Source organism: Pseudomonas sp. Tul2A7 (genome assembly GCF_054790505.1).
Map to the genome: position 1 here is coordinate 5673624 of NZ_CP186499.1, position 24880 is coordinate 5698503.

Sequence of the window (24880 nt, forward strand, 5' to 3'; positions counted from 1 at the left end):
TGAAGGCACGCACTACCGCCCATCGAAGTCAAGGAAATGGCATGGCTTTAAGAACGGCAATGAAAAATCATGGCGAAATATGGTGATGCTCCTACCGCAGTTCTTAGTGACGACGAGTCTACGGGAGAGCACCCTCTTGAGCTTTTTATAACTGATGAACACACAGAACACTATCTTTCACTAAAAATTGGCAGTGATCGAAACCGCGGCTTGCTTAGTGGGCTTCTCGGGGGAGTTCCAGCTCTAATCGCACTCATCATTGGCGTTTGGATGGCTTTACTGGGCAAGTGGGACGGAGTGGGCTGGATGTTACTTTTCGGGATACCGTTGTTCATTGTTCCAATCATCATCGAAACAAGACGCGCTTTACCACTTTCCATAATTTTCAATCGACGAACACAGGAAGTCTATTTCGACAACGAAGGAGAGCTCTATCATACTCCTTGGAAGGGAATAGAGGCTGTAGCTTGCGAGTTCGACATGGCTGGCATTTATTCTGGGAGCATCAGAAACGCCTCGGTTGAAGTATTAATGAAGCGCTTGGGAGAACCTGAAAACGAAATTATGGTGAGCATTGGTACGCCGGCGGGAAAGTCTTTAGAAATGCAGAAAGGATTTTGGGAATACATTCGCTCTTATATGAACAACGGCCCATGGTTCGATCACACTGGAGCTCATAGCGAATCGGATGACTTTGTAAAAAGCCAGTTAGACCTAAACTTAAAACAATCTGAATACTTAGGTGCATGGAGAAAAATCATTCGTGAAAAAAAAAGAAGCTGGAGATGGAAGCAATTACTTAACTGGCACTGATCTTTTAATGCTACTAAACAATATAGTCTTCTATCCATCAAACAAGATTCAAGACTTTGTTTATGAAAGAGCAAAGCGTCGTTCGCGTAACCGTTGGCCAACTGTCGTGACTGAACGACTGGAAGCGGATGGTCCAACGACAAGATTGATTGATTTGGAACGCGAGCGTGGTCTCGCTGTTTGATTAAATGTTGGAGATCCTCAGCTTGGTAGCGGCATGTGCAGCCTCCTCATAAGCTTACTATATCCAAGTTAAAGCAACCCTCTTGATTCTAATCCAGGAAAATTTGAAGTGTGACTCATCGGTTCGCGATCGGTAAAGTCCTCTCCAGGCATAAAGCCGGAATGTAACCTATTACCTTGGAATTTTAGTCATTTGATAGATATTGCTGCGGACGCACGTCGAAAACGAATATGGCGACGAAGACGAATAGCCCTAGCTGTACTGGCATTGCTGCTTAGCTACGCCACCCCCAAAATCCTCGCACTGTTCCGCACGCCAGGTGCAATGATGACTTCGGAAAACCACATGGTGCGACCGATTTTCAGTTTCTGGGTCAATGGATTTTGGGGTGGGAACCTTTTGGCCAACGGCGGCGGTGGAATAATGTGCTGCTCCAAATTTGAGGGAGACACAGCCAAAGTCACTTGGATATTGGACATGACCAAACAGCAGCAAATACAGGGCGCGGTAGAAGAGCGCCATGAAGTTCAGCTTTCGCTTCCCCAGCGTGGCCCACACGATCAGTACCTGCATGTGCGCTTTGATCCGGGTAATAAAGTACGGCTCGAATGGAGTCCTGACTTGTTTAGCCCATTTGAACCCCGACCAACCAAAGCTGTTTCGGAAAACAGTGAGGCGCAGTAAGAATATGCGATTCAGTCAGACGCCCATGTCCAGTCGCTCGAAGATATTGATCTGCGCGACAGTGCTGCTGGCCGCTTTTGTGACATCTCTAATTCATGACCGTGTTCGTACTCCCGGTGCTGCCCTTACATCCCACAACTACATTGATCGTCCCATCGGCAGCTATTGGGTAAATGGTCACTGGGGCGGTAACGGAGGCGTGACCTGCTGTTGGAGCATCGATGGCAACACCGCTAAGGTTGCGTGGGTTCTGAGCATGTCTAAAGCTCAAGAGGATCTGGGAATGAAGATCGAAAGACACGAAGTGCAAGTGCACTTGCCTTCACGCAACCGTGGCGATGACACGTTGCATGTCTATTTTCTGCCGAACAATCGTATCGAGTTGGAGTGGGCATCGACGGTGCTGGATCCGCGTCCTCACTCAACGGAATCCTTACCACGCTGAAACACGGGTCGTTTCTCACTCCGCCCCGTGGCTGAGTCCTTTCAATTTCTCATCAAACCGGCGCCTTCCAACTCAACATCTGCTGCTGCGCCACCTGAAGCAAATCATTGCCATCCTGCGTCAGCAGGTAAAGCGCATGGGTGATGTGTGGAATGTCCTGCACGTCGGCGTGTTTGAAGCATAGGCAATGCAGGGTTTCGAGCAGGTCGGCGGCGGCGCGGATGCGCTGGACGGCGGCTTCGAGGATGTCTTTCGGGTTGGCTTGGGTGTCGATGAGCAGTGTCGGGGTTTCGGTGACGTTGCTGCTGAGGGGGAGATAGCGGTTTTGTAGCAGTTTAATTATTGGCATTTTGATTACTCAACTGTATTAGAAGGTAACCGCCATAGCCGTGACCAAACGGTGGGAGGCGGCCGTGTACAGGCTTGGTCAACCGAGAACAGTTCAAAACTCAGCTCGCCCGAAGGCGTCCTGCACACAGCCGCCATAGCAATGCACTCCACGGATCAAGAAATCCGAGCGGTGCAAATGATGGCACATATGCAATGAACTTTTCTCAGGTGACCAAACCCGAACCACTGATTTTGCAGCGGCAACCGACAATACCCGCCCCGCTCCAGCCGCCGAAAGCAGACAAGGCACCTGCCCTTGTAGGAATTCGCCAAACCTTCCAAAGAAAACCGCCGCACTCCCTGACAGCCGGCGTTCAGCCCGGTTAACCATCTCTTAACGCCGTGGTCAAAAACTCTACTGAACCGCACGCCCTCAGCCATTCTGGCTGTCGCCCAGTGCGGCAGGTTCGGGTGAGTCACGCCGAACTCTAGAACCGCCACACGGGAGTCCTTTTATGAACATTCGTCCTTTATTGCTCGCCGCCGCCCTCGCCTGCACCGCGTTTGCCGGGCTGGCCCAGGCCAATGACACCTCCGCGACGTCCAAAGCCGTGCTGTATGAGTACGGCATGCCGCTGCATGTGGCCAAAGTGGTGTCGTTGACCGAGCCGCCAACGCAACTGTGCAAGGTGGTCACGGCCGACATGAAGTACATCGATAACGCCGGTAAGCCTGAGGAAATCAGCTATCGGAAATTGTCTGACGCGTGCAACTTCCAGAACTGACAGAAACGTCTGATTTGCGGGTTTGCGGTAGGCGTGGGGAGTTTCGGCGGTTATGCTCGGAGCCCTCCTCACTGCCGCAAGGATTCGCCATGCAGTTGTCGTTTCGCTCGTTGTCGGGCTTCACGTGTTCGTTGTGTTTTTTGCTGGCGCTGGCCTGGGGCGTTTTCCCGGAGAGGCTGCTGGCGATCTGGAGTATTGAGTATTCCGACGCTGCGGGGTTTGTCGCGCGACGCAGTGCGGTGCTGTTTGCGGCGTTGGGCGTTATGTTTTATCTGGTGCGCAATGCACCACCGTCGCTGGGGCGCAATGCGCTGAGCAACGGCTTTATCGTCGGTTGTTTTGGTTTGGCGGTGCTGGGTTTTGCGGAATGGCTGAACGGTCATGCCGGCCCCGGGATTTTGCTCGCGGTGCTGGTCGAGTTCGCGCTGGGCCTTGGTTTTGTGCAGGCCCGGCGCGTGACGGTCGAACTGGGTGAAACGGTGCGTTAAACGACTCTGGAGCGTGGGCTGTAGTGATGTTGCACAGTTTGCTGGTTCAGATCCGAGCGCAGCCCGGCGATCAGTTCGTTGATTTCACGACAGCCATTGAGGTGGCTAGCGTCGATGCCACTGACCAGCAGATCGACCTGATCGGTCTGGTGATCGCCGAAAACCTTGACGGTCATCGACAAGTCCGGCGACAGCGTGCACTGGCAGCGTTTCGGCAGAAAACTGCTTTCAATGATATTGCGTAGTTCCAAGGCAGACAGAAACATGGCGAAACCCTCTCCTTACTGTGAGATGCCAATCAAGTATTCACGCTGACCGTTGCTGCCCCTGCACGGGTGTGTCCCCGCTGTTTCCCTGGTGCGACAAGCGGTGGTACTGCGAAATGCCCATTGGAGTGTAGGCGCCCAAGTCCGGTGCGCCGCACTGAAAAGACGCATAAAGCGTGCCTTTCATCGGTTCATTTTCACCCTTATGAAATCAAGCACTTGGCGGCGGTGCCAGCATTTGGCTACTTGCAAATTGCAAGAATGGCCCCTGCCGGCACTGCATTTTGCAACTCGACGCTGGTTTGCAATCACGGCCCATGACGGTAAGAATGCCCGTCATCCACCCTACACCCGCACGGAGGCTTCCATGGGTTCTTTCCGCGTTTACGCGACCACCGGGCTGTTCATCGCCAGCCTGTCCACCCTCGCCCACGCCGCCAAGCTTGAAGACGTCGCGCCGTACCCGAAGGCTGAAGCCGGGTTCACCCGCCAGGTCATTCACTTGCCCAAGCAAGAGCAGGAAGAAAACTTCCAGGTAGAAATCCTCGCCGGAAAAACCCTTGAAGTGGACTGCAATCGCCAGCGTTTGGGCGGCGTTCTCGATGAGAAGAATCTTGAAGGTTGGGGTTATCCGTTCTATCGACTGGAAAAAGTCATCGGGCCGATGAGCACGATGATGGCCTGCCCGCCCGGCAGCCAAAAGAAACGCGCATTCGTGCCGGTCGTCGGTGACGGCTTCATGCTGCGGTACAACAGCAAGTTGCCGGTCGTGGTGTACGCGCCGTCGGACGTCGAAGTGCGCTATCGCATCTGGTCGGCGTCGGACAAAGTCGGTACAGCCCTGCAGGAATAACCCGAACAAGGAGTTCGCGGCTTGATTACTTGCCACGTCAGATATGTCATCGATCCGTACCAGTTACCCGAGTTCGAGGCCTACGCCAAGGCCTGGCTCGGCATCGTCGAGCGCTTGGGAGGCACTCATCACGGCTACTTCCTGCCTTCCGAGGGCGCGAACAATATCGCTTATTGCCTGTTCAGTTTTCCGTCGCTGGCGGATTACGAAAGCTATCGGCACATCGCGCTGACCGATCCGGAAAGCACCGCACTGGTGGCCAGCCTGGTCGAGAAGAAGTTTATCGTCAGCTACGAGCGCAGCTTCCTGCGCCCGTTGCTGCCGTAAGCTTCATCACGCCGAGACGCTGCAGACTGCGGCGCGCTCGGCGACATGGCGCAGGCTGTCGAAGTTGATATTGGCGCCCGAGTCGATCGCCACGAATGTCTGCTCGCGCACCCCGGTTCGCGCTACGTACTGCTTGATCCCGGCCACGGCCAAGGCGCCGGAAGGTTCGGTGATCGAGCGAGTATCGTCGTAGATATTCTTGATCGCCGCGCAGAGGTCGTCGTTGCTGACGGTGATCACCTCGTCGACGCAAAAACGGCAAACCTCAAACCCGAACGCGCCGATCTGCGCTACCGCCACGCCATCGGCGAACGTGCCGACATTGGGCAGCACGACACGCTGATCGGCTTCCAGCGCAGCCTTCAGGCACGCTGAATGTTCGGATTCGACGCCGATGATCCGTACTTCCGGGCGCAGGTATTTGACGTACGCCGCGATGCCGGCGATCAGACCACCGCCGCCCACCGGGATGAAGATCGCATCCAGTGTGCCCTGATGCTGACGAAGGATTTCCATCGCCACGGTGCCCTGTCCGGCGATCACTTCCGAGTCATCGAACGGAGACACGAAGGTGCATCCGGTCTGTTCCGCCAATTGCAGCGCATGGGCCAGCGCAAACGGGAAACTCTCGCCGTGCAGCAACGCTTCAGCTCCGCGACTGCGCACACCCAGCACTTTCAGTTCCGGCGTTGTCGCCGGCATGACAATGGTCGCCGCAATCCCTAGCTCGCGAGCTGCCAGCGCCACGCCTTGCGCGTGATTGCCGGCCGATGCGGTGATTACTCCGCGCGCCTTTTGCTCGTCACTGAGTTGCACCAGTTTGTTGTAGGCGCCGCGGATCTTGAAGGAAAACGTCGGTTGCAGGTCTTCACGCTTGAGCAGAATCCGGTTGCCCAGCGCCTCCGACAGCGCCGGCGCCGCTTGCAAAGGCGTGCGCACCGCGAGGTCGTACACCGGCGCGGCGAGGATTTTTTTCACGTAGTGCTCAAGCAGGGTTTGCTGATCGTGGCTGTGCGGCATGGTCGTCTCCTGACATTTTTCTAAACCCCGGAGACAGAAAGTAAAAACCCGCCTTTAGGGCGGGTTGGGTGCTGCAGTCGTGAGCTAGCCCGCCAAATGAGGAATGGCGGTAATAATCATTGGCTGGCAACGCGATACAGTCGAAGTCATGGGCTGGAAATTAGCCTGCGCGCCAGTGGCAAGTCAATGGCCAATTTTGCGCGGCGGCGTTAGTCTGGCGACTCTCTCATCACACCACGGAAGGAATGCATGATGTCGATCGCCCTGCCCCTCACGGCTTTGCTCGCGTTTAGCGGTTACACCATTTCGGTGATGCTCCAGGCTGAACAGTCGTTGATCGACTTTGGCATCAGCCTGATGTCGCGGCCCGATACCGCGCAGGTGGTGATTGATCTGTATCTGTTGGCCACGCTGGCGGGCGTGTGGATGGTGAAGGATGCCCGGTCGCGTGGACAGTCGGTTTGGTCGGTGGTGCCGTATTTGTTGCTGACGGCGGTTTTCGTTTCGATCGGGCCGTTGTTGTATCTGGTGGTGCGTGGGGTTCGCGAGCGTCGGAAGGCGGTGGCAAAGTGCAGCCAGATACTATGAACACCTGAAACCCCTGTAGGAGTGAGCCTGCTCGCGATAGCGGAGTGTCAGCCAAAGATGAGGTGACTGACACTCCGCTATCGCGAGCAGGCTCACTCCTACACTGGAATGTCGTGGCATTCAGCCCTTTTTTACGGCGACGAACGCGGCGGTTTCGTAAGGCACCGTCACCACATCCCTGCCGCGCAGTTCAGGCTCGGCGGCAATCAACGCACGAATCTGCTCATCGACCTTTGCCCGCTGCGCCTCCGGCAGTGCGGCGATGAAACTGGTGGAGCGCACGCGGTTGAAGATCACATCTTCCGGTGAGCCGGTATGACCATGATGAAACTGTTCAACCTGCAATTTCTCAAATGCCGGGTGCGGAAACGCTGTGCGCCAGGCGCCGGTGTAATAGCGTGGCGCGTCACCCTCCAGCGCATTGACGATGGCATCCAGTTTCGGCACCCAACTGACTGCGGTATCACGCAAGTTCCAGATCAGCCCCAACTTGCCACCCGGCTTGAGTACTCGAGCGATTTCGCTCAGCGCCTCGATACTGGCGAACCAGTGAAACGCCTGCGCGCAAATCACCACATCCACTGAAGCGTCCGGCAACGGCAGGTCGGTCGCCGTACCGCTCACAGCCAGCACATCGGGCCAGGCGTCAGAAAGTTTTTCCAGCATCTGCGCCACCGGTTCAACGGCGATCACTTGCGCCCCCGTCGCCACCAGACGTCCGGTGAACTTGCCGGTGCCGGCGCCCAGATCGATCACCGTTTTATGCCCATCCAGGCCTAGCGTCGCAGTCAACCACTCACTGACCTGCGGCGGATAGTCCGGCCGCCCTTTAACGTAGGTGTCGGCAGCGCTTTTGTAGCCCGCAGCGGCTGAATGATGGACGTGATCGGTCATGGCAACTCTCCTTACGGCAAAACATCGGATCGACGGCAGACGCTCCCGAGCATAGCGCTTGAATTTACGCTGAACTTGAACAGTCACTGATAAAGCAATGAATAAAAATTCACACTGTGGTGTTCAAAGTGAAACATAAGCCCCTGTGGAGCCTTGCCCATGACTATCCGTTCCGTTATGTTCGCCGCCCCGTTGCTGCTCGTCGCCGTGATGTCCAGCCAATTGGCCTTGGCCAATGGTGATGAAGAAGAACCGGTGCAGAAGCCCGAATGCCCGAAAGGCCAGGTCTGGGACAGCAAAACGCAAAAATGCGTGCTGCAAACCAGCAGTCTGCTGCCGGACGCTGACCGTACTGATTACGCCTATCGCCTCGCCAAGGCCGGTCGCTACGAAGAAGCCCTGGCGCTGCTCGACACACTGAAGCAACCGAACACCGCCAAGGCCCTTAACTATCGCGGTTACGCCACGCGCAAACTGGGACGCACTGACGAGGGCATCGGTTATTACCTGCAATCGGTGCAGCTCGATCCGCAGTACGCGCAAGTGCGTGAATACCTCGGCGAGGCTTATGTGATCAAAGGCCGCGTCGACCTGGCGCAGGAGCAGTTGCAGCAGATCAGATCGATTTGCGGCACCTCGTGCGAGGAATATCAGGACCTGGCTGAGGCCATCAACGACTCATCGAAAACCTGAGCACTTATAAGGGCCGCCATCATCTTCAACGATCAGGCATTCAGAGCAGAACTCGGGCAGCACCTGGCGCGACTGTGGCGCTACGGTCTGCTGCTGTCGCGCAACCGGCACGTGGCCGAGGATCTGGTACAGGCCACGTGTGTGCGAGCGCTGGAGCGCGCCAGTCAGTACATCGCCGGTACGCGCATGGATCGCTGGTTGCTGAGCATTCTGCATTCGATCTGGCTCAATGAAGTGCGCGCTCGTCGCGTGCGTCAGGGGACGGGACAGGTCGATGCCGATGGTCAACTGGCGTTCGATGGTGAATACGCGGCGCAGACGCACGTGATGGCGGCGCAAGTGATTCGCCGCGTCGATGCGCTGCCTGAAATCCAACGGGAAACAGTCTACCTCGCCTACGTCGAAGGTTTGTCCTACCGCGAAGTCGCGGAGATCCTGCAAGTGCCGATCGGCACTGTGATGAGCCGTCTGGCCACCGCCCGCCTGAAACTCGCCGAATACCCGCCGTTGCAGGCTGTGCCGAAATCCACCGAAGGAGACCGCTCATGAACACACCTTCGGATGAACAACTGGTCGCCTACCTCGACGGCGAACTGGACGGCGACTATCGCAACCAACTGGACAATGCCATTGCCGAAGACTCGTTGCTCAGTCTGCGCGTGCAATGGCTCAGCCGCAGCAATCTGCCGTACAAGAACGCCTATGACGAGCTGGCGCAACAGGCGCCGCTGGATCGACTGCAAGCGCGGCTGGATGCCATTCCTTCGCCAGAAAAGCCTGGGCTGAGTCGCCGCTGGTTTATCGGTGGCGCGGCCGCTGCGCTGTTGGCCGGAGGCGTGTTGGCCGACCGGTTATTCCTCGGCTGGCACGCCGCGCAATCGAACAACTGGCGCGCATTGGTGGGCGATTACATGGCGCTGTATGTGCCGCAAACGCTTGATCACCTGCCCACCGACGAAGCCTCCCAACGCGCGCAACTGCGCACGGTTGATGCGCGTCTGGGCCTGAATCTCTCACCCGCCACGTTGAAACTGCCGGGTGCCGAATTCAAACGCGCACAAGTGCTCGAATACGACGGTGTGCCGATCGCACAGATCATGTACCTCGATGCCAGGCATGGGCCTCTGGCGTTATGCGTCACGCGCTCGAACCAGGGTAGCCGAGCGCTTGAGCATGAACGTCGACACGAGATGAACGTAGTGTTCTGGACAGAGCATGAACATGCCTGGATGTTGATCGGACACGTTCCGGCGGCTGCACTTGAGCAGAGCGCAACGCTGTTGAAATCGCGATCCATCGGCTAGGGCCTTGACTGGCATGTTCAAGTTGGCGGAACTGGTCTGACGGCACTAGGCATCCACTTTAAAGGAGTCAATGGAAAACCAGTCAGGTCTCGGACTATGGAACTCAAGTCGTGCGATCCCCGGTGCATCAAAGGCAACATTGACCGGTGTGCCGTAGGACGAACCTAACGCCTGACGCCCCAAGAGCTCCCCGTTGCTGGTGTAGTAAGCCACGGTGCTGTCCTCATAGTTAACGCTTAAATGAAAAAAACTGATTCGCGAGCAGGCATTCTTCAGTTTTATTTCCACTACCTGCGCGGCCTCGCCAAAGGCGTCGCGGCCGATGCTCAGTACCTGACCATCGATTCGACCGGGAAAGGATTGACCGATGTCGGAACGAGGCATGATCGCGCATTCGCCGTCACCGGATTTGAACGTGATCTGCATAGTGGGCGTATCCATGATTGCGCCTTGTCGTGCCGTCTGATTCGGCACGCCGGTGAAGTCTTCCATTAACGTCGCGGGAGAATTCAGCACGGTGAATGTCGGCGAATTGAACACCACTGCCGTGGTTTCGTCATTGAGCCCGTCATAGGCGACTTTCAACTCCATGCGCACGGACGTACCCGGTTTGAGCTTCTGGAGTTCGCTGCGAGGCAACGCATTATCCAGCCCGCTGTCTTTCTCCGGCGCTGTCACTGGAGCAGCCTCGGCGAGGACAATCGTGTAACTGTCACCGTTGATATCTGTGCCGTGCAAACGAAACCAACGCAATTGCCCCTCCGCCATCAATGGCCACACCGCACATTGCGCCTGCGCACCACCGGTAAAATCACCCAGATCAAGTATCCCGTTGCTGGCCTGAGGGATATCGGGTGTGGGCAGCCGTCGATCCCGATCCTCGATCCGCTTGATCACCACGTCACGGTGCGCGGAGGGTTGAGGGGCCGCACCTCGCAGCAACTCCCATGACAGCTGGATTGTCTTGCCATGACTGGCCGCCAGCACTGAAGACTCGATCAGAAAGTTGGCCCGGTGGTTCTTGTTGAAGGCGCTTGGAACAAAGACTGGCGAGCCCGGCCCGGTTATGCCTTGGACCAACAGCCGCGCTTTGTCCCCGGGTTGATCCTCCAGGTATTCGACTCGGGCTGTCACACCGTTGGGCAAATCCAGAGGATCGATCAGGTAACCGGAGCCCACCAGTGCAGGTGGTAAAAGGGTCGCAGCGGGCTCGCCGGTGATACTGGTTTTCAGGACATAGGAGCGGTCGAGTTCGACCCCCTGGCTGACGCGCTGATACGAAAACACTGCATGTCCCTTCGCGGCGGCAGCAAACGCAGCGTAAGGCACAGGGATCGAGTAGGAAAACGGTGCATTCTTCACTTTTTCGGTCAGCGTCAAATGTTCCAGTAACGCTCCGTCCTTAGCATAGAAGCGCCCCGTCAAACGGATTTCATCGTCTCTGAGCCAACTGCGCGATACATAGATTTGTGCAATTGCCGGTTCGCCAGCCAGTTTTTCCAGTTCGACGCTGCTGGCATCATCGTCAGGATCATCGGGGTTCTCGCTGAGGATCGGCGGGTCATACCAGGTGCCATTCAGGTTGACGTACAGATACTGGCTGGCCGAGTTCGGACTGTTGACATCCGGACTGTTACCCACACGATCAAATACCGTGTAACGCACTTCAAAGTGCGCACTGTCCCCGGCCGCGCGAAAGGTCGCCTCATCGATGGTCATCTGGATGGGCCGCTGCTGATCCGCCGCTTCCTCACTGACCACATGACTGAAGGTTTTACCATTGCAATACACCACGATGGTGTCGAACGCTCTCATTATCGGGTAGGTAACGCTGATGCTTACGCCTGTACGCGCACGCTCGGCGTCTACACCTTCATCCAGCGCATCCGGAGCCACTTCAAACACCAGTTCGGAATGGCCTTCCTCCTCAGGAAAACGGTCCACGTTACCCGGACGCTTGTCGTGATAAATAACCGTCAGCGGCGCCGAAGCTTCGAGCTCCACGCCATCTCGCTCTATCCCGTAATCAAGAACATTCAGCGGACTCTTCCATTTGTCCGCAGCCACATAGACGATTACCCGTTGAGTCGCCTCGCCGGTGGCGATGGTTTTCTCCGCAACCCGTTCTCCGTTCAAACGCACGGCATAGACGTCATTGTCCTGCGCGGTAGTGGCGGGTTCGATGAACACCTTCACCCCTTCCGGGTACAGATAAGTCAGTGCCAGAGGCAGCCCTGCATCTGCATTTTCTGGCCCGGGGACCGGCTGACTCATGCCGGCAATTCGCGGTTTTTCAAGGGTCTTGACGTCCATAGTGGTCATCCTTTGGGAACAGGGTCCGATACGATCGGAAGCAGGGGTTCTTGTCCTGCGCATGAAACACCCATCGCCCGCGGTTGCCTACTGTCAGATCTGACAGGTGAACCCTGTAAAACCGGTAAAAACGCTACCATTGGTCGGAGTGATCGCAAAAGGCGAACGAAAGCCGGCGCCATTCGCAGCAATCGTAAAGCGGCTTATGCCACGCCTGAATTCGTTGAGCAGTCGTTTTGTGCCAAGAGAAACGTTACTTCCACACCGAAGAAAGTCATATTCCAGGAGTACTCCCCCGATGGCGATTTCGTCTCGCACTGCCTTACTGGTGATCGACGTTCAAAACGACTTCACCCCCGGCGGCCAATTAGCGGTACCGGAAGGTGACCTGATCGTGCCGCTGATCAACCGGCTCGCCCGCCAGTTCACCCAGGTCGTCGTTGCACAGGATTGGCACCCAACCGGCCATGCCTCATTCGCCTCCAGTCATCCCGGTCACCAGCCCTACGATGTCATTCAATTGCCTTACGGCGAGCAGACACTCTGGCCCGACCATTGTGTGCAATCGACAGCGGGGGCCGAGTTTCACCGGGAACTCGACTTGCCTCATGCCCAGTTGATCATTCGCAAGGGCTGCAATCCTGATATCGACAGCTACTCGGCCTTTGTGGAGGCCGATCGCCAAACCACCACGGGGCTGGCCGGCTACCTGAAAGAGCGCGGGATCGATACGGTCTACATGGTGGGGCTGGCACTGGATTTCTGCGTGATGTATTCAGCGCTGGATGCACGGGCGGCGGGATTCAATGCTTATGTGGTGCTGGATGCGTGCCGGGCGATCGATCTGAACGGATCACTGACGGCAGCGATTGAGCGTATGCAAAGTGCCGGGGTCGGGTTGATTCAATCCACAGAGCTGGTCTGAACAACGCAATCCCCATTTGGGAGCGAGCCTGCTCGCGAAGGCGTCGGGTCAGTCAACGCATATTTGGCTGACATACCGCCTTCGCGAGCAGGCTCGCTCCCACAGGTATCTTTTCAGGGGCATGAAGTTCAGGCGTTAGTGGGCAACCACAGCCGAAACCGCGCGCCACCCAACGGCGAAGACTCAACCGTCAACGTCCCACCCTGCGCCTCCAATGCACGACGGCTGATTGCCAGACCAAGACCAAACCCACCCGTAGCCCGATCCCGGCTGCGATCCAGTCGATAGAAAGGCTCGAAAATCCGCTCACGCTCGTCATCGGGAATCCCGATGCCGTCATCATCGACCCAGATCTCACAGCCCTCGGCATTGACCTGCACGCCAATCTGAATGCGCTTCTCGCAATAGCGCATGGCGTTGCGCAGCAGATTCTGAATCGCCCGCGCGGTCAGGCGTGGATCGAGCGAGAAGCGTTCGAGCTGGCCGTGCAGCAACACGTCGATGACGATCTCCGGCGACTCAAGCTCTTCATCGACACTGCCCAGAATGCTGTCGATGAACTCATCCAGCGACACCTCGACCTGCTCCGGCGTTTGCGCCGGATTCTGCAAGCGACTGTATGACAACAGCTCCAACACCAACTCATCGAGTTCGCGGATATGCGCGACCAATCCCAGCAAGCGCTCGCGACTGGCAGCCGGCAAATCGTCCGAGAGCGCCAGCGCCAGACCGAAATCCAGCCGCGTCAACGGTGTGCGCAGTTCGTGGGAGACCGCATTGAGCAAGTCACGTTGCTGATTGAGCAGATTTTCGATATCGCCGGCCATGGTGTCGAAGACGTTGGCAAGGCTGCCGATGTTGGAACTCGGGGCAATTTCCGTGCGTTCGCTCAAATGGCCCTTGCCGAAGCGTTCGGCGGTACCTTTGAGCCGTTCCAGATCGCGCCAGTGCGGGCGCAGCCACATCAGCAGGCAGGCGAGCAGCGTGGCGCCGACCAATACGTTGATGCTCCAGTACAACAGATTGACGTCCATCGGGTCCGGCGGCACGACCATTTGCACCGCCGAGATGTCGTCCAGCGGCGTCACCGCCAGCGTGCGCCAGCCCCAATCGCCAATGCGCACGACGTTTTCACCCCGCCGTAGGCGCTCCTGCTCGATCGCGGTGAACTGGGCATCGTCGATCCGCGCGAGAACGATGTGCAGCGGCTGGAAATCCTTGTCCATCGACGCCGCCAGCGCCGGCCACTGCGCTTGCGGCACCGCGTGAAACTGCCGGGTGATCAGCGATTGCAGTCCGCGCGAATAGTCCAGGTTGTAAGTGACGAAGCGCTCGCGGAACGCCATGACCACCAGATCCGGCACCAGATAGATCGCCGCACTGTAGGAGACGATCGTCACCAGATACAGGCGAAACAGGATGCGAAACATCAGCTCAGCATTCCCACTCGGAACGGCTGAACAGATAGCCCTTGCCCCACACGGTTTTGATCTTGCGTGCCTCGCCAGCGTGGTCATCGAACTTGCGACGCAGCTTGGAAATCGCCACGTCCACCGAGCGGTCGGTGCCGTTGAACTCGATACCGCGCAGGCGTTGCAGAATCTGGTCGCGGCTCAACACTTCACCGGCGTGTCGCGCCAGCACCACGAGCAAGTTGTATTCGCCACTGGACAACTCGACCGGTTGATCGCGCCAGGTGACGGTGCGTTCGGACAGGTCGATGCACAGATTACCCATGACGATGCGGTCGTTGACGGTCAACGGTTCACCGAGGCTGCTGCGGCGCAGCAAGGTGCGCACTCGCGCGAGCAAGACCCGAGGCTCGCAAGGTTTGGTGACGTAATCGTCGGCGCCCATTTCCAGACCCAGCACTTGATCGTGGCTATCGTCGCGGGCGGTGAGCATCAGGATTGGCAATGTTGCCGAATCGGCGCGCAGTAAACGACAGACTTGCAGACCATCAAGCCCTGGCAGCATCAAGTCGAGAATCACCAGATCCGGCGGGTTGACTCGCGCCCGCTCGCGCACATGGTCGCCACGGCCGATCACGCTGACGGAATAACCGTTGCGTTCCAGGTAGCTGGAAATCAGTTCGGCGAGGGCGGTGTCGTCTTCGACCAGGAGGATGTTGGGCATGGGGTGATCCAGATATTGCTGTGGTGGATGTCAGACCGCTTTCGCGAGCAAGCTCGCTCCCACAGTGGTTTTGCACTGTTCACAAAACCCGTGTGGGAGCGAGCTTGCTCGCGAAAGCGGTTTAACCGTCACAAAAGAATTCAAGACCTGAAGGATATACGCCCTCGCCCATCCCTGAGCAAAACCCTTACACAATTTCACACAGCGCCTACAAAGCTTCACCGCTAATCTCGGCGTCTGCCCGTAGGATGCGGACATCAATATTGGGGGTTGTACATGTCGAACAAACTGCTGGCCGGGCTCGGCCTGATCGCGATGGCGCTGACGCTGAGCGCCTGTGATTCGTCCTCGAAGGCAGAGGATCAGACGCCACCGGCCACGGTGCGCATCGAGACGATCAAAGCGCATCCCCTGACGATCAGCAGCGAACTCAGCGGCCGCATCGCTGCGCCACGCATCGCCGAAGTGAGGGCACGGGTGGCCGGCGTGGTCTTGCAGCGCACCTTCCGCGAAGGCAGCGACGTGAAAAAGGGCGACGTGCTGTTCCGCATCGACCCGGCGCCGTTCAAGGCGGACCTCGACAGCGCCGAAGCCGCGCTGCGCAAGGCTGAAGCCAATGCGTTCCAGGCAAAACTGCAAGAGCAGCGCTATGCCCAGTTGATCGATGACCAGGCCATTAGCGGCCAGGACTACGACAACGCCCGCGCCAATGCCCGACAGACTGCCGCTGACGTTGCGGCCAACAAGGCTGCCGTCGAGCGCGCAAAACTGAACCTCGGTTATGCCACCGTCACTGCACCGATTTCCGGGCGTGTTGGCCGCGCGCTGGTGACCGAAGGCGCCCTGGTCGGGCAAAACGAAACCACGCCGCTGGCACTGATTCAGCAGCTCAACCCGATCCACGCCGACCTCACCCAGTCGACCCGTGAACTCAACGAATTGCGCCGTGCGTTTCGCTCCGGGCAGTTGCAGGAAGTCGGTCAGGATCAGGTCAAAGCCACGCTGATTCAGGATGACGGCAGCCTGTACCCGCTGCCGGGCAAGCTGCTGTTCAGCGACATCACCGTCGACCCGGGCACCGGCCAGATCATCCTGCGCAGCGAATTTCCCAACCCGGATCTCGACTTGCTGCCAGGCAGTTTCATCCGCGTGCGTCTGGAGCAGGCAACCATCCAGAACGGCATCACCGTACCGCAACGTGCCGTGCAGCGTGACAGCGCCGGCATTGCCCAGGTTTTGACCGTCGATGAGCAAATGCGCGTCGCCGAGCAACCGGTACAACTCGGCGCAGTGCAGAACAATCGCTGGATCGTCACCGGCGGCCTCAAGCCCGGCGACCGCATCGTCATCGAAGGCCTGCAACACGCCCGCCCCGGCGAAACCGTGCAGATCGACGACACCCCTCTTCCACTTGCCCAGACCTCTGGTCAGTAAGCAGGACGCTTTTCTATGCCGCAGTTCTTTATCGATCGCCCGGTGTTTGCCTGGGTCGTCGCGTTGTTCATCCTGTTGGCCGGTGCGCTGGCCATCCCGCAGTTGCCGGTGGCGCAATACCCCGACGTCGCCCCGCCGCAGATCGAAATCTACGCTGTGTACCCGGGCGCCTCGGCGCAGACCGTCGATGAAAGCGTGGTCAGCCTGATCGAGGAAGAGCTCAACGGCGCCGATCACCTGCTGTACTTCGAATCGCAGAGCAGCCTCGGCAGCGCGACGATCAAAGCCACGTTCCAGCCGGGCACCAACCCGGAACTGGCACAGGTCGACGTGCAAAACCGCCTCAAGGTGGTCGAGTCGCGCCTGCCGCAAGCGGTCAATCAGCAAGGTTTGCAGGTCGAAAAAGTCTCGTCCGGCTTCCTCTTGCTGATCACCCTGACGTCCAGCGACGGCAAGCTCGATGACGTAGCGCTCAGTGATTATCTGGCGCGTAATGTGATGAACGAGATCAAGCGTCTGGACGGTGTCGGCAAGGCGCAGTTGTATGGCGCCGAGCGGGCCATGCGCATCTGGATCGATCCGCAGAAGCTGATCGCGTTCAACCTGACACCGGCTGACGTCAATGAAGCCATCATCGCGCAGAACGCTCAGGTGTCTGCCGGCAGCATCGGTGATCTGCCCAATCCGTCGAGCCAGGAAATCACCGCGACCATTCTGGTGAAAGGCCAGTTATCGACGCCGCAAGAGTTTGCCGACATTGTCCTCAAAGCCAATCGCGACGGATCTACCGTGCGCATCGGTGATGTGGCGCGGGTCGAGATTGGCAGTCAGGAATACCAGTTCGGTACGCGCCTAAACGGTAAGCCGTCCACCGCCGTCGGCGTGCAGTTGTCGCCGGGCGCCAACGCGCTGAACACCGCGACGCTGGTGCGGGCGAAGATGGATGAGCTGTCGCGCTACTTCCCGGCGGGCGTGGAATACAAGATCCCGTACGACACTTCGCCGTTCGTCAAAGTCTCGATCACCAAAGTGATTTACACCCTGGGCGAGGCGATGTTGCTGGTGTTCGCGGTGATGTTCCTGTTCCTGCAGAACGTGCGCTACACGCTGATCCCGACGCTGGTGGTGCCGGTGGCTTTGATGGGCACATTCGCAACCATGCTCGCGCTGGGTTTCTCGATCAACGTGCTGACCATGTTCGGCATGGTGCTGGCCATCGGCATTCTGGTCGACGACGCGATTGTCGTGGTCGAGAACGTCGAGCGGATCATGGCTACCGAGGGTCTGTCGCCCAAGGAAGCCACACGCAAGGCCATGACGCAGATCACCGGCGCGATCATCGGCATCACGCTGGTGCTGGTCGCCGTGTTTATTCCGATGGCGTTCATGCAAGGTTCGGTCGGGGTGATTTACCAGCAGTTCTCGCTGTCGATGGCGACGTCGATTCTGTTCTCGGCGTTCCTCGCGCTGACCCTGACACCGGCATTGTGCGCGACGCTGCTCAAGCCTATCGCCAAAGGTGAGCATCACGAGAAGTCCGGGTTCTTCGGCTGGTTCAACCGCCGCTTCGAGCACCTGACCGATCGTTATCAGGGCTGGGTCGGCTATGCGCTGAAACGTAGCGGCCGTTACCTGCTGATTTACGCTGTGTTGCTGGTTGGACTGGGGCTGAGCTTCGCGCGTCTGCCCTCCTCGTTCCTGCCGGTGGAAGATCAGGGTTACACCATCACGGATATTCAACTGCCGCCCGGTGCGACCAAGAATCGTACGGTGGCCGTGGCTGAACAGCTTGAGGCGCATAACGCCGGCGAGCCGGGGATCAGTGACACGGTGGTAATTCTCGGTTTCAGCTTCTCCGGTAGCGGCCAGAACGCGGCGCTGACGTTCTCGACACTGAAGGACTGGTCGCAGCGTGGCAGTGATGACTCCGCCAGCTCGATTGCCGATCGCGCCAACATCGCCCTGAGTGAGATAAAGGACGCCATGGCGTTCTCGGTACTGCCACCGCCCGTGGATGGCCTCGGCACGTCGAGCGGTTTCGAGTTCCGTTTGCAGGATCGCGGTGGCCTCGGCCATGCGACCTTGATGCAGGCGCGCACCGAATTGCTCGCGGCGGCGGAAAAAAGTCCGGTGTTGATGAATGTGCGTGAAAGCGCGCTGGCCGAAGCGCCGCAAGTGCAATTGGTTGTGGATCGTAAACAGGCGAACGCCTTGGGCGTGTCGTTTGCCGACATTGGCAACGTGCTGTCCACTGCCGTCGGTTCCAGCTACATCAACGATTTCCCCAATCAGGGGCGCATGCAGCGTGTTGTCGTGCAAGCCGAAGGCGATCAACGCAGCCAGGTCGCCGATCTGCTGAAAATGCATGTGCGCAACAACGCCGGGCACATGGTGCCGCTGTCGGCGTTCGTCCAGGCCAACTGGATTCAAGGCCCGGCGCAGTTGACCCGTTACAACGGCTATCCGGCGATCGCGATTTCCGGCGAACCATCACCGGGGCACAGTACCGGTGAAGCCATGGCGGAAATCGAACGTCTGGTGGCGCAGGGGCCGAAAGGTCTGGGCCAGGAATGGACCGGTCTGTCGTTGCAGGAACGCTTGTCCGGCAACCAGGCACCGATCCTGCTCGGTTTGTCGCTATTGGTGGTGTTCCTGTGTCTGGCGGCGCTGTACGAGAGTTGGTCGATTCCGACCTCGGTGTTGCTGGTGGTGCCGCTGGGCGTGCTCGGCGCGGTGTTGGCGGTGACATTGCGCGGCATGCCCAACGATGTGTTCTTCAAGGTTGGTCTGATTACCATCATCGGTTTGTCGGCGAAGAACGCGATCCTGATCATCGAGTTCGCCAAGAGCCTGTATGACGAAGGTCACGACCTGATCGATGCAACGTTGCAGGCTGCTCGTTTGCGCTTGCGGCCGATTGTAATGACCTCGCTGGCGTTCATTCTTGGCGTTGTGCCGCTTGCGATTGCCACTGGCGCAAGCTCGGCGAGTCAGCAGGCGATCGGTACTGGCGTGATCGGCGGGATGATTACCGCAACGCTGGCAGTCATCTTCGTACCTGTCTTCTTCGTGGTCGTCATGAAGCTCGTACAACGATTCACCAAACCCCACTGATCCAAATTGTAGGAGCTGCCGAAGGCTGCGATCTTTTGACTTTGCTTTCAGAAGATCAAAAGATCGCAGCCTGCGGCAGCTCCTACAAAAGCCCGGTGGCGTACGCTATGGTGCAGAGACAGTTCATCAACGTGAGTCCCCATGCGCTTCCTCGCCCGCACCCACCCTCGCCTGTCTGCCGCCGCCCTCCTCGGCCTTGCCACCGGTCTCCTGGTCCCCGCCGATTCCATCGTCAGCAAAATCCTCATCGGCTGGAACGCTGGCGTCTGGACTTACCTGATCCTGATGTTCTGGCTGACCGTGCGCGCCAAGGCTCCGGACGTCAAACGCATCGCTGAAGTCGAAGACGAAAATGCCGGGCTGGTGCTGTTCGTGGTGTGCATCGCCGCGCTGGCGAGTTTGGCGACCATCACCTTCGAGCTGGCTGGCAGCAAGGACCTGGAAACCACGCGCAAACTGCTGCACTACGGTTTCACCGCGCTGACGGTGATCGGCTCGTGGCTGCTGATCGGGGTGATTTTCTGCGTGCACTACGCCAGGTTGTATTACACCTGGAATGGCAAAGAGCCGGCGTTGCGCTTCGCGGAGGGGCTGACGACCCCCAACTATTGGGACTTCTTGTACTTCTCCTTCACCATCGGCGTGGCCGTACAGACTGCAGATGTCGGCGTGGCCACCCGCGATATCCGCAAAATCGTATTGGCACAATCGTTGATCGGATTCGTGTTCAACACCGCGATTCTGGGATTTTCGATCAATATCGCCGCGGGTTTGTTCGGCTGACGCGACCCCGCCCGTCGGCGGCACAGAGATCATTGGTGATCATTCACTTGACGGAAGATTTGTTTTTGGTGTTTCCTGAAACCGGTTTCAGCGCTGCATTCAGACGTTGAGCCTATAAATCCAATAACAAGGTTTCAGACCGTGAACGACTTCTCCGCCGCCCAGCGCAGCCGCGTGACCATGCTTGATGTCGCCGAACGCGCCGGGGTGTCCAAGGCCAGCGTTTCGCGCTTTATCGGCGATGACCGCGCCCTGCTCTCCGATACCATTGCCCTGCGCATCGAGCAGGCCATCGCGGAACTCGGCTATCGCCCCAACCAGATGGCTCGCGGCCTGAAACGCGGGCGCACCCGCCTGATCGGTATGCTGGTCGCCGATATCCGCAACCCTTATTCGATTGCCGTGATGCACGGGGTGGAAACCGCCTGCCGTGCGCACGGCTACAGCCTGGTGGTGTGCAACACCGACCGCGATGACGAGCAGGAACGCCAGCACTTGGCGCTGTTGCGCTCGTACAACATCGAGGGGCTGATCGTGAACACGCTGGGCCATCACCGTGATGAACTGCATGAGTTGCGCCGCGAGATGCCGCTGGTGCTGGTGGATCGCAAGGTCGACGGGCTGGACAGCGACATGGTCGGGTTGAATAACCCGCAAGCGGTGCAGATGGCCGTTACGCACCTTGAGCAGCGCGGTTATGGTGATCTGCTGTTGGTGACCGAACCGTACGACGGCACCAGTTCGCGAATCGAACGGGTCAGCAGTTTTCAGGCGCAGATTGCGCAGCGCTCGGGGTTGACCGGGGCGGTGCTGGAAACCGGCGACGATCTGAACGCGCAACTTCAAACCTTTTTAAACACACCCGGTAATGGTCCGAAAGCGCTGTTTTGCGCCAATGGCGTAGCGGCGCTGGCTGCGACGACTGCGTTACGCCAAATGGGTTGCCGATTGTTCGAGGACGTCGGGCTGATTGCCCTGGATGATCTGGATTGGTATCCGTTGGTGGGCAGCGGGATTACCGCGCTGGCTCAGCCGACGGCAGAGATTGGTGCGCGGGCGTTTGAGTGTCTGCTCAAGCGCTTGCGTGGGGATGATGAGGTAGCGCGGGTGGTGGATTTTGCGCCGGTGCTGGTTGAGCGTGGATCGACCCGTGAGGTTGGCGGTGTTTGAGCTGACGCTATCGCTGGCAAGCCAGCTCCCACAGGTTTAGAGGTGTACCAAGCCTTGTGTACGACCCGAACACAGTGGGAGCTGGCTTGCCAGCGATGAGGCCCTAAAGGACAACACAGAAACACCTGATATTTTTTTGAACAAAAATGAAACCGGTTTCAGAGGTCAATAACAATGAATAAACCCGCCGTTTCCATCAGTCTGTCCAGCTACGGCGCCGAGCTTGTGCGCCAGCGCGGGCAGGATGCTTTCATCGATGTTCTGGCTGCGGCCGGGGCCAATCGCATTGAGTGGCGCGAAGAGCTGCTGACGCGTGAAGACCCTGCGCAACTGGCTCAGGCCACGCTGGCGCAGGGTCTGCAAAGCATCTATTCCTCGCCCACCGAACTCTGGCTGGCCGGCCAGTCACGCCCCAATCCCGAGCTGATCACCGCGCTGCAACAGGCCGAAGCGTTCGGTTCGAAATGGTTGAAGGTTTCTCTCGGCTACTTCACCGATAACAATGATCTGCAAGCCCTGGGCGAACGCTTGAAACTCAGCCCGGTGCAGTTGCTGGTGGAAAACGACCAGACTTTACATGGCGGGCGCATCGAGCCGTTTCAGCTCTTCTTCGCCGCCGTCGAGCAGCACAGCTTGCCGATCAAGATGACCTTCGACATTGGTAACTGGCAGTGGCAGGACCAGTCCGCCACCAACGCGGCGCGCCTGTTGGGCCGGCACGTCGGTTACGTGCATTGCAAAGCCGTGGCCCGTCGCCCCGACGGCAAACTGGTGGCGGTGCCGCCGGCGGTCAGTGACCTGCATCTGTGGGAACAACTGTTGCGACACATGGCCCAAGGCGTTATGCGCGCCGCCGAATACCCATTGCAGGGCGAAGATCTGGTGCAACTGACCACCGAGCACGTGGCCGCCCTCGCCCGCCTCGGCCAATCCCGCCTGGAGCCTGCTCATGTCTGAGATCGATATTCTTTCGTTCGGCGAAACCATGGCGATGCTGGTCGCCGAGCAGACCGGTGATCTGGCGGCGGTCGAGCACTTCCACAAACGTATTGCCGGAGCGGACAGTAATGTCGCGATCGGGCTATCGCGGCTGGGTTTCAACGTCGCGTGGCTGAGCCGGGTCGGCAATGATTCGCTCGGGCGCTTTGTGGTGCAGACCTTGATCAAGGAAGGTCTGGATTGCAGCCACGTCGATGTCGATAAACAGCACCCGACCGGTTTCCAGTTCAAATCGCGCAATGACGATGGCAGCGATCCGCAAGTCGAGTATTTCCGGCGCGGTTCGGCGGCCAGTCATTTGTCGCCGCAGTCGATTACGACCAATCTGCTGAGCGCCCGCCATCTGCACGCCACCGGCATTCCTCCGGCGCTCTCGGCTTCGGCGCGGGAGATGTCTTTTGAACTGATGACACGCATGCGCAACGCCGGGCGCAGCGTGTCCTTCGACCCCAATCTGCGCCCGAGCCTGTGGGCCAGCGAGCGCGAAATGATCAGCGCGATCAATCGCCTCGCCGCCCTCGCCCATTGGGTGTTGCCGGGGTTGAGCGAAGGTCGCTTGCTGACTGGTTTTGACGATCCGGCAGATATTGCCGCGTTTTATCTCGATCAAGGTGCGGAAGCGGTGGCGATCAAACTCGGGCCGGAAGGCGCGTATTACCGCACGCAGCTGGATCAGGGGTTTGTCGCTGGTGTGCCGGTGGCCAATGTCGTCGACACGGTCGGTGCCGGTGATGGTTTTGCGGTGGGGATGATCAGTGCCCTGCTGGAACAGCAGAGTTTTGCCGAAGCGGTGCAGCGCGCGAACTGGATTGGCAGTCGCGCGGTGCAGAGTCGCGGGGATATGGAGGGGTTGCCGACACGGGCAGAACTTGATCGATCGTTCCCACGCTCCAGCGTGGGAATGCATACCGTGACGCTCCGCGTCACAGAGGACGCGGAGCGTCCTTAGAGGCGTTCCCACGCAGAGCGTGGGAACGAGAAGTTGTTTGAACCTGCTGCGACAAAAACAACAAGCTCAGGAGCAAGACCCATGAAAACCGCAACCCTCGCCACCCGCCGCTGGTGGTACATCATGCCCATCGTGTTCATCACCTACAGCCTGGCGTATCTGGATCGCGCCAACTACGGTTTCGCCGCTGCATCGGGCATGGCCGAAGACCTGATGATCACCCCGGGCCTGTCATCACTGCTCGGTGCACTGTTCTTCCTCGGTTACTTTTTCTTCCAGGTACCCGGTGCGATCTACGCGCAAAAACACAGCGTGAAGAAGCTGATTTTCGTCAGCCTGATTCTCTGGGGCGGCCTCGCAACATTGACCGGTGTGGTCTCCAACGCCTATTGGCTGATCGTCATCCGTTTCATGCTCGGCGTGGTCGAAGCGGCGGTGATGCCGGCGATGCTGGTCTATCTGTGTCATTGGTTCACCCGCGCCGAACGCTCGCGGGCCAACACTTTTCTGATCCTCGGCAACCCGGTGACCATGCTGTGGATGTCAGTGGTTTCGGGCTATCTGGTGCAGCATTTCAGCTGGCGCTGGATGTTCATCATCGAAGGTCTGCCGGCGGTGCTGTGGGCATTTATCTGGTGGCGTCTGGCCGATGATCGCCCGTCCGAGGCCAAGTGGCTCAACGACCAGGAAAAGCAGGATCTGGAAAGCGCACTCGCCGCCGAACAGGTCGGCATCAAAGCGGTGAAGAACTACGCCGAGGCGTTCCGTTCGCCGAAGGTGATCATTCTGGCGCTGCAGTTTTTCTGCTGGAGCATCGGCGTTTACGGCTTCGTGCTGTGGTTGCCGTCGATCCTCAAGGCCGGCGCGCAAATGGACATGATCGAAGCCGGCTGGCTGTCGGCGCTGCCGTATCTGGCGGCGGTGATCGGCATGCTCGTGGTGTCGTGGGGTTCGGACAAGTTGCAGAAGCGCAAACGCTTTGTCTGGCCGCCGCTGCTGATCGCGTCCATCGCGTTTTACGGCTCCTACGCATTGGGCGCTGAACATTTCTGGTGGTCGTACACGTTGCTGGTGATTGCCGGCGCCTGCATGTATGCGCCTTACGGACCGTTCTTTGCCATCGTCCCGGAGATTCTCCCGGCCAACGTGGCCGGTGGCGCGATGGCGCTGATCAACAGCATGGGCGCACTCGGTTCGTTCGGCGGCTCGTATCTGGTCGGTTACCTGAACAGCTCCACCGGCTCGCCCGGCGCTTCGTATCTGTTGATGAGCGGCGCGTTGCTGCTGTCGGTGGTGCTGACGATTTTTCTCAAGCCCGGCGCCAGTGATCGCGTCGTCGCCAAAGCCGTTGCCACGCGTGCCGTGCCAGCGCATTCCTGAAGA

At 58.5% G+C, this 24880-nt stretch carries 25 protein-coding genes and 1 pseudogene; 19 read left to right on the forward strand and 7 right to left on the reverse strand.

The window, feature by feature from the left end; translation table 11 throughout:
- The first annotated feature begins 69 nt into the window (after positions 1-69).
- The 3 genes from ACOYXJ_RS25215 (at position 70) to ACOYXJ_RS25225 (ending at position 2126) form a co-directional block, all read left to right on the forward strand.
- On the forward strand, positions 70-813 hold the full coding sequence (locus ACOYXJ_RS25215) for a hypothetical protein (RefSeq protein WP_460372174.1): 744 nt from the start codon (positions 70-72) through the stop codon (positions 811-813).
- A 511-nt stretch (positions 814-1324) separates the two neighbouring features.
- On the forward strand, positions 1325-1681 hold the full coding sequence (locus ACOYXJ_RS25220; protein WP_460372176.1) for a DUF3304 domain-containing protein: 357 nt from the start codon (positions 1325-1327) through the stop codon (positions 1679-1681).
- Between the two features lie 25 nt (positions 1682-1706).
- On the forward strand, positions 1707-2126 hold the full coding sequence (locus ACOYXJ_RS25225) for a DUF3304 domain-containing protein (RefSeq protein WP_460372178.1): 420 nt from the start codon (positions 1707-1709) through the stop codon (positions 2124-2126).
- A gap of 52 nt (positions 2127-2178) precedes the next feature.
- On the opposite strand, the gene ACOYXJ_RS25230 is transcribed toward ACOYXJ_RS25225, so the two are convergent.
- The gene (locus tag ACOYXJ_RS25230) at positions 2179-2475 is read right to left on the reverse strand and encodes a hypothetical protein (RefSeq protein WP_007912147.1); all 297 of its coding nucleotides are present in this window, start codon (positions 2473-2475) and stop codon (positions 2179-2181) included.
- Between the two features lie 496 nt (positions 2476-2971).
- Here ACOYXJ_RS25230 and ACOYXJ_RS25235 point away from each other — a divergent pair, with 496 nt between their 5' ends.
- Together ACOYXJ_RS25235 and ACOYXJ_RS25240 are read left to right on the forward strand one after the other, a co-directional pair.
- Positions 2972-3241 (forward strand): DUF2790 domain-containing protein, encoded by a 270-nt coding sequence (locus ACOYXJ_RS25235; protein ID WP_460372180.1) that lies wholly within the window; start codon positions 2972-2974, stop codon positions 3239-3241.
- A gap of 89 nt (positions 3242-3330) precedes the next feature.
- Positions 3331-3729, forward strand: a complete 399-nt coding sequence (locus ACOYXJ_RS25240; protein ID WP_095126326.1) for a hypothetical protein — start codon at positions 3331-3333, stop codon at positions 3727-3729.
- Here ACOYXJ_RS25240 and ACOYXJ_RS25245 read toward each other — a convergent pair.
- Entirely contained in the window at positions 3726-3995 is a 270-nt protein-coding gene (locus tag ACOYXJ_RS25245; protein ID WP_007912157.1) for a DUF1652 domain-containing protein, read from the reverse strand. The genes ACOYXJ_RS25240 and ACOYXJ_RS25245 overlap by 4 nt on opposite strands.
- A 367-nt stretch (positions 3996-4362) precedes the next feature.
- Here ACOYXJ_RS25245 and eco point away from each other — a divergent pair, with 367 nt between their 5' ends.
- Both eco and ACOYXJ_RS25255 read left to right on the forward strand, forming a co-directional pair.
- Positions 4363-4848: a serine protease inhibitor ecotin gene (gene eco / locus ACOYXJ_RS25250; protein WP_150730142.1), complete on the forward strand. Its 486-nt coding sequence runs from the start codon at positions 4363-4365 to the stop codon at positions 4846-4848.
- A gap of 21 nt (positions 4849-4869) precedes the next feature.
- On the forward strand, positions 4870-5175 hold the full coding sequence (locus ACOYXJ_RS25255) for an NIPSNAP family protein (protein WP_102901851.1): 306 nt from the start codon (positions 4870-4872) through the stop codon (positions 5173-5175).
- Between the two features lie 30 nt (positions 5176-5205).
- Here the strand turns inward: ACOYXJ_RS25255 and ilvA are convergent.
- A pseudogene (gene ilvA, locus ACOYXJ_RS25260) lies at positions 5206-6195 on the reverse strand (threonine ammonia-lyase, biosynthetic); the annotation flags it as partial.
- Between the two features lie 249 nt (positions 6196-6444).
- On the opposite strand from ilvA, the gene ACOYXJ_RS25265 reads away from it, so the two are divergent.
- Positions 6445-6783, forward strand: a complete 339-nt coding sequence (locus ACOYXJ_RS25265; RefSeq protein ID WP_150793402.1) for a DUF2834 domain-containing protein — start codon at positions 6445-6447, stop codon at positions 6781-6783.
- 120 nt (positions 6784-6903) lie between these two features.
- Here the strand turns inward: ACOYXJ_RS25265 and ACOYXJ_RS25270 are convergent, their stop codons facing one another.
- On the reverse strand, positions 6904-7677 hold the full coding sequence (locus ACOYXJ_RS25270) for a methyltransferase domain-containing protein (RefSeq protein ID WP_460372184.1): 774 nt from the start codon (positions 7675-7677) through the stop codon (positions 6904-6906).
- A 159-nt stretch (positions 7678-7836) separates the two neighbouring features.
- On the opposite strand from ACOYXJ_RS25270, the gene ACOYXJ_RS25275 reads away from it, so the two are divergent.
- From ACOYXJ_RS25275 to ACOYXJ_RS25285, 3 genes are all read left to right on the forward strand, one after another.
- Entirely contained in the window at positions 7837-8370 is a 534-nt protein-coding gene (locus ACOYXJ_RS25275; RefSeq protein ID WP_460372186.1) for a tetratricopeptide repeat protein, read from the forward strand.
- A gap of 63 nt (positions 8371-8433) precedes the next feature.
- Positions 8434-8919, forward strand: a complete 486-nt coding sequence (locus ACOYXJ_RS25280; RefSeq protein ID WP_460373039.1) for an RNA polymerase sigma factor — start codon at positions 8434-8436, stop codon at positions 8917-8919.
- Entirely contained in the window at positions 8916-9674 is a 759-nt protein-coding gene (locus tag ACOYXJ_RS25285; RefSeq protein ID WP_460372188.1) for an anti-sigma factor, read from the forward strand. The genes ACOYXJ_RS25280 and ACOYXJ_RS25285 overlap by 4 nt, the downstream gene beginning before the upstream one ends.
- Before the next feature lie 45 nt (positions 9675-9719).
- Here the strand turns inward: ACOYXJ_RS25285 and ACOYXJ_RS25290 are convergent, their stop codons facing one another.
- Entirely contained in the window at positions 9720-11987 is a 2268-nt protein-coding gene (locus ACOYXJ_RS25290; RefSeq protein WP_460372190.1) for a hypothetical protein, read from the reverse strand.
- 298 nt (positions 11988-12285) lie between these two features.
- On the opposite strand from ACOYXJ_RS25290, the gene pncA reads away from it, so the two are divergent.
- Complete coding sequence (gene pncA / locus ACOYXJ_RS25295; protein ID WP_460372192.1) at positions 12286-12912, forward strand: bifunctional nicotinamidase/pyrazinamidase; 627 nt, start codon at positions 12286-12288, stop codon at positions 12910-12912.
- A 128-nt stretch (positions 12913-13040) separates the two neighbouring features.
- Here the strand turns inward: pncA and ACOYXJ_RS25300 are convergent, their stop codons facing one another.
- Positions 13041-14342 carry an ATP-binding protein gene (locus ACOYXJ_RS25300; RefSeq protein ID WP_150793408.1) on the reverse strand — a complete coding sequence of 434 codons (1302 nt, stop codon included), beginning with the start codon at positions 14340-14342 and terminating at the stop codon, positions 13041-13043.
- 4 nt (positions 14343-14346) lie between these two features.
- Positions 14347-15048, reverse strand: coding sequence for a response regulator (locus ACOYXJ_RS25305; protein ID WP_016984459.1), 702 nt, complete (start codon positions 15046-15048; stop codon positions 14347-14349).
- Positions 15049-15324: 276 nt separating this feature from the next.
- Between ACOYXJ_RS25305 and ACOYXJ_RS25310 the strand changes: the two genes are divergently transcribed.
- The 7 genes from ACOYXJ_RS25310 to ACOYXJ_RS25340 all read left to right on the forward strand — a co-directional run bounded on the left by ACOYXJ_RS25310 (position 15325) and on the right by ACOYXJ_RS25340 (position 24877).
- Positions 15325-16482 carry an efflux RND transporter periplasmic adaptor subunit gene (locus ACOYXJ_RS25310; protein ID WP_460372194.1) on the forward strand — a complete coding sequence of 386 codons (1158 nt, stop codon included), beginning with the start codon at positions 15325-15327 and terminating at the stop codon, positions 16480-16482.
- A 15-nt stretch (positions 16483-16497) separates the two neighbouring features.
- On the forward strand, positions 16498-19596 hold the full coding sequence (locus ACOYXJ_RS25315; RefSeq protein ID WP_150793410.1) for an efflux RND transporter permease subunit: 3099 nt from the start codon (positions 16498-16500) through the stop codon (positions 19594-19596).
- Positions 19597-19737: 141 nt separating this feature from the next.
- Complete coding sequence (locus ACOYXJ_RS25320; protein WP_007912177.1) at positions 19738-20379, forward strand: DUF1345 domain-containing protein; 642 nt, start codon at positions 19738-19740, stop codon at positions 20377-20379.
- 141 nt (positions 20380-20520) lie between these two features.
- The gene (locus ACOYXJ_RS25325; RefSeq protein WP_460372197.1) at positions 20521-21549 is read left to right on the forward strand and encodes a LacI family DNA-binding transcriptional regulator; all 1029 of its coding nucleotides are present in this window, start codon (positions 20521-20523) and stop codon (positions 21547-21549) included.
- A 174-nt stretch (positions 21550-21723) separates the two neighbouring features.
- On the forward strand, positions 21724-22506 hold the full coding sequence (locus ACOYXJ_RS25330) for a sugar phosphate isomerase/epimerase family protein (RefSeq protein WP_460372199.1): 783 nt from the start codon (positions 21724-21726) through the stop codon (positions 22504-22506).
- Positions 22499-23497: a sugar kinase gene (locus tag ACOYXJ_RS25335; protein ID WP_460372201.1), complete on the forward strand. Its 999-nt coding sequence runs from the start codon at positions 22499-22501 to the stop codon at positions 23495-23497. The genes ACOYXJ_RS25330 and ACOYXJ_RS25335 overlap by 8 nt, the downstream gene beginning before the upstream one ends.
- An 81-nt stretch (positions 23498-23578) precedes the next feature.
- Positions 23579-24877 carry an MFS transporter gene (locus ACOYXJ_RS25340; RefSeq protein WP_095120916.1) on the forward strand — a complete coding sequence of 433 codons (1299 nt, stop codon included), beginning with the start codon at positions 23579-23581 and terminating at the stop codon, positions 24875-24877.
- The last annotated feature ends 3 nt before the right edge of the window (positions 24878-24880 follow it).

What these genes read in the sequence shown, in the direction of transcription:
- ACOYXJ_RS25215 (WP_460372174.1), top strand. Translation starts at nt 70, where the DNA reads ATGGCGAAATATGGTGATGCTCCTACCGCAGTTCTTAGTGACGACGAG.
- ACOYXJ_RS25220 (WP_460372176.1), top strand. Translation starts at nt 1,325, where the DNA reads ATGACTTCGGAAAACCACATGGTGCGACCGATTTTCAGTTTCTGGGTC.
- ACOYXJ_RS25225 (WP_460372178.1), top strand. Translation starts at nt 1,707, where the DNA reads ATGTCCAGTCGCTCGAAGATATTGATCTGCGCGACAGTGCTGCTGGCC.
- ACOYXJ_RS25230 (WP_007912147.1), bottom strand. Translation starts at nt 2,475, where the DNA reads ATGCCAATAATTAAACTGCTACAAAACCGCTATCTCCCCCTCAGCAGC.
- ACOYXJ_RS25235 (WP_460372180.1), top strand. Translation starts at nt 2,972, where the DNA reads ATGAACATTCGTCCTTTATTGCTCGCCGCCGCCCTCGCCTGCACCGCG.
- ACOYXJ_RS25240 (WP_095126326.1), top strand. Translation starts at nt 3,331, where the DNA reads ATGCAGTTGTCGTTTCGCTCGTTGTCGGGCTTCACGTGTTCGTTGTGT.
- ACOYXJ_RS25245 (WP_007912157.1), bottom strand. Translation starts at nt 3,995, where the DNA reads ATGTTTCTGTCTGCCTTGGAACTACGCAATATCATTGAAAGCAGTTTT.
- eco (WP_150730142.1), top strand. Translation starts at nt 4,363, where the DNA reads ATGGGTTCTTTCCGCGTTTACGCGACCACCGGGCTGTTCATCGCCAGC.
- ACOYXJ_RS25265 (WP_150793402.1), top strand. Translation starts at nt 6,445, where the DNA reads ATGATGTCGATCGCCCTGCCCCTCACGGCTTTGCTCGCGTTTAGCGGT.
- ACOYXJ_RS25270 (WP_460372184.1), bottom strand. Translation starts at nt 7,677, where the DNA reads ATGACCGATCACGTCCATCATTCAGCCGCTGCGGGCTACAAAAGCGCT.
- ACOYXJ_RS25275 (WP_460372186.1), top strand. Translation starts at nt 7,837, where the DNA reads ATGACTATCCGTTCCGTTATGTTCGCCGCCCCGTTGCTGCTCGTCGCC.
- ACOYXJ_RS25285 (WP_460372188.1), top strand. Translation starts at nt 8,916, where the DNA reads ATGAACACACCTTCGGATGAACAACTGGTCGCCTACCTCGACGGCGAA.
- ACOYXJ_RS25290 (WP_460372190.1), bottom strand. Translation starts at nt 11,987, where the DNA reads ATGGACGTCAAGACCCTTGAAAAACCGCGAATTGCCGGCATGAGTCAG.
- pncA (WP_460372192.1), top strand. Translation starts at nt 12,286, where the DNA reads ATGGCGATTTCGTCTCGCACTGCCTTACTGGTGATCGACGTTCAAAAC.
- ACOYXJ_RS25300 (WP_150793408.1), bottom strand. Translation starts at nt 14,342, where the DNA reads ATGTTTCGCATCCTGTTTCGCCTGTATCTGGTGACGATCGTCTCCTAC.
- ACOYXJ_RS25305 (WP_016984459.1), bottom strand. Translation starts at nt 15,048, where the DNA reads ATGCCCAACATCCTCCTGGTCGAAGACGACACCGCCCTCGCCGAACTG.
- ACOYXJ_RS25310 (WP_460372194.1), top strand. Translation starts at nt 15,325, where the DNA reads ATGTCGAACAAACTGCTGGCCGGGCTCGGCCTGATCGCGATGGCGCTG.
- ACOYXJ_RS25315 (WP_150793410.1), top strand. Translation starts at nt 16,498, where the DNA reads ATGCCGCAGTTCTTTATCGATCGCCCGGTGTTTGCCTGGGTCGTCGCG.
- ACOYXJ_RS25320 (WP_007912177.1), top strand. Translation starts at nt 19,738, where the DNA reads ATGCGCTTCCTCGCCCGCACCCACCCTCGCCTGTCTGCCGCCGCCCTC.
- ACOYXJ_RS25330 (WP_460372199.1), top strand. Translation starts at nt 21,724, where the DNA reads ATGAATAAACCCGCCGTTTCCATCAGTCTGTCCAGCTACGGCGCCGAG.
- ACOYXJ_RS25335 (WP_460372201.1), top strand. Translation starts at nt 22,499, where the DNA reads ATGTCTGAGATCGATATTCTTTCGTTCGGCGAAACCATGGCGATGCTG.
- ACOYXJ_RS25340 (WP_095120916.1), top strand. Translation starts at nt 23,579, where the DNA reads ATGAAAACCGCAACCCTCGCCACCCGCCGCTGGTGGTACATCATGCCC.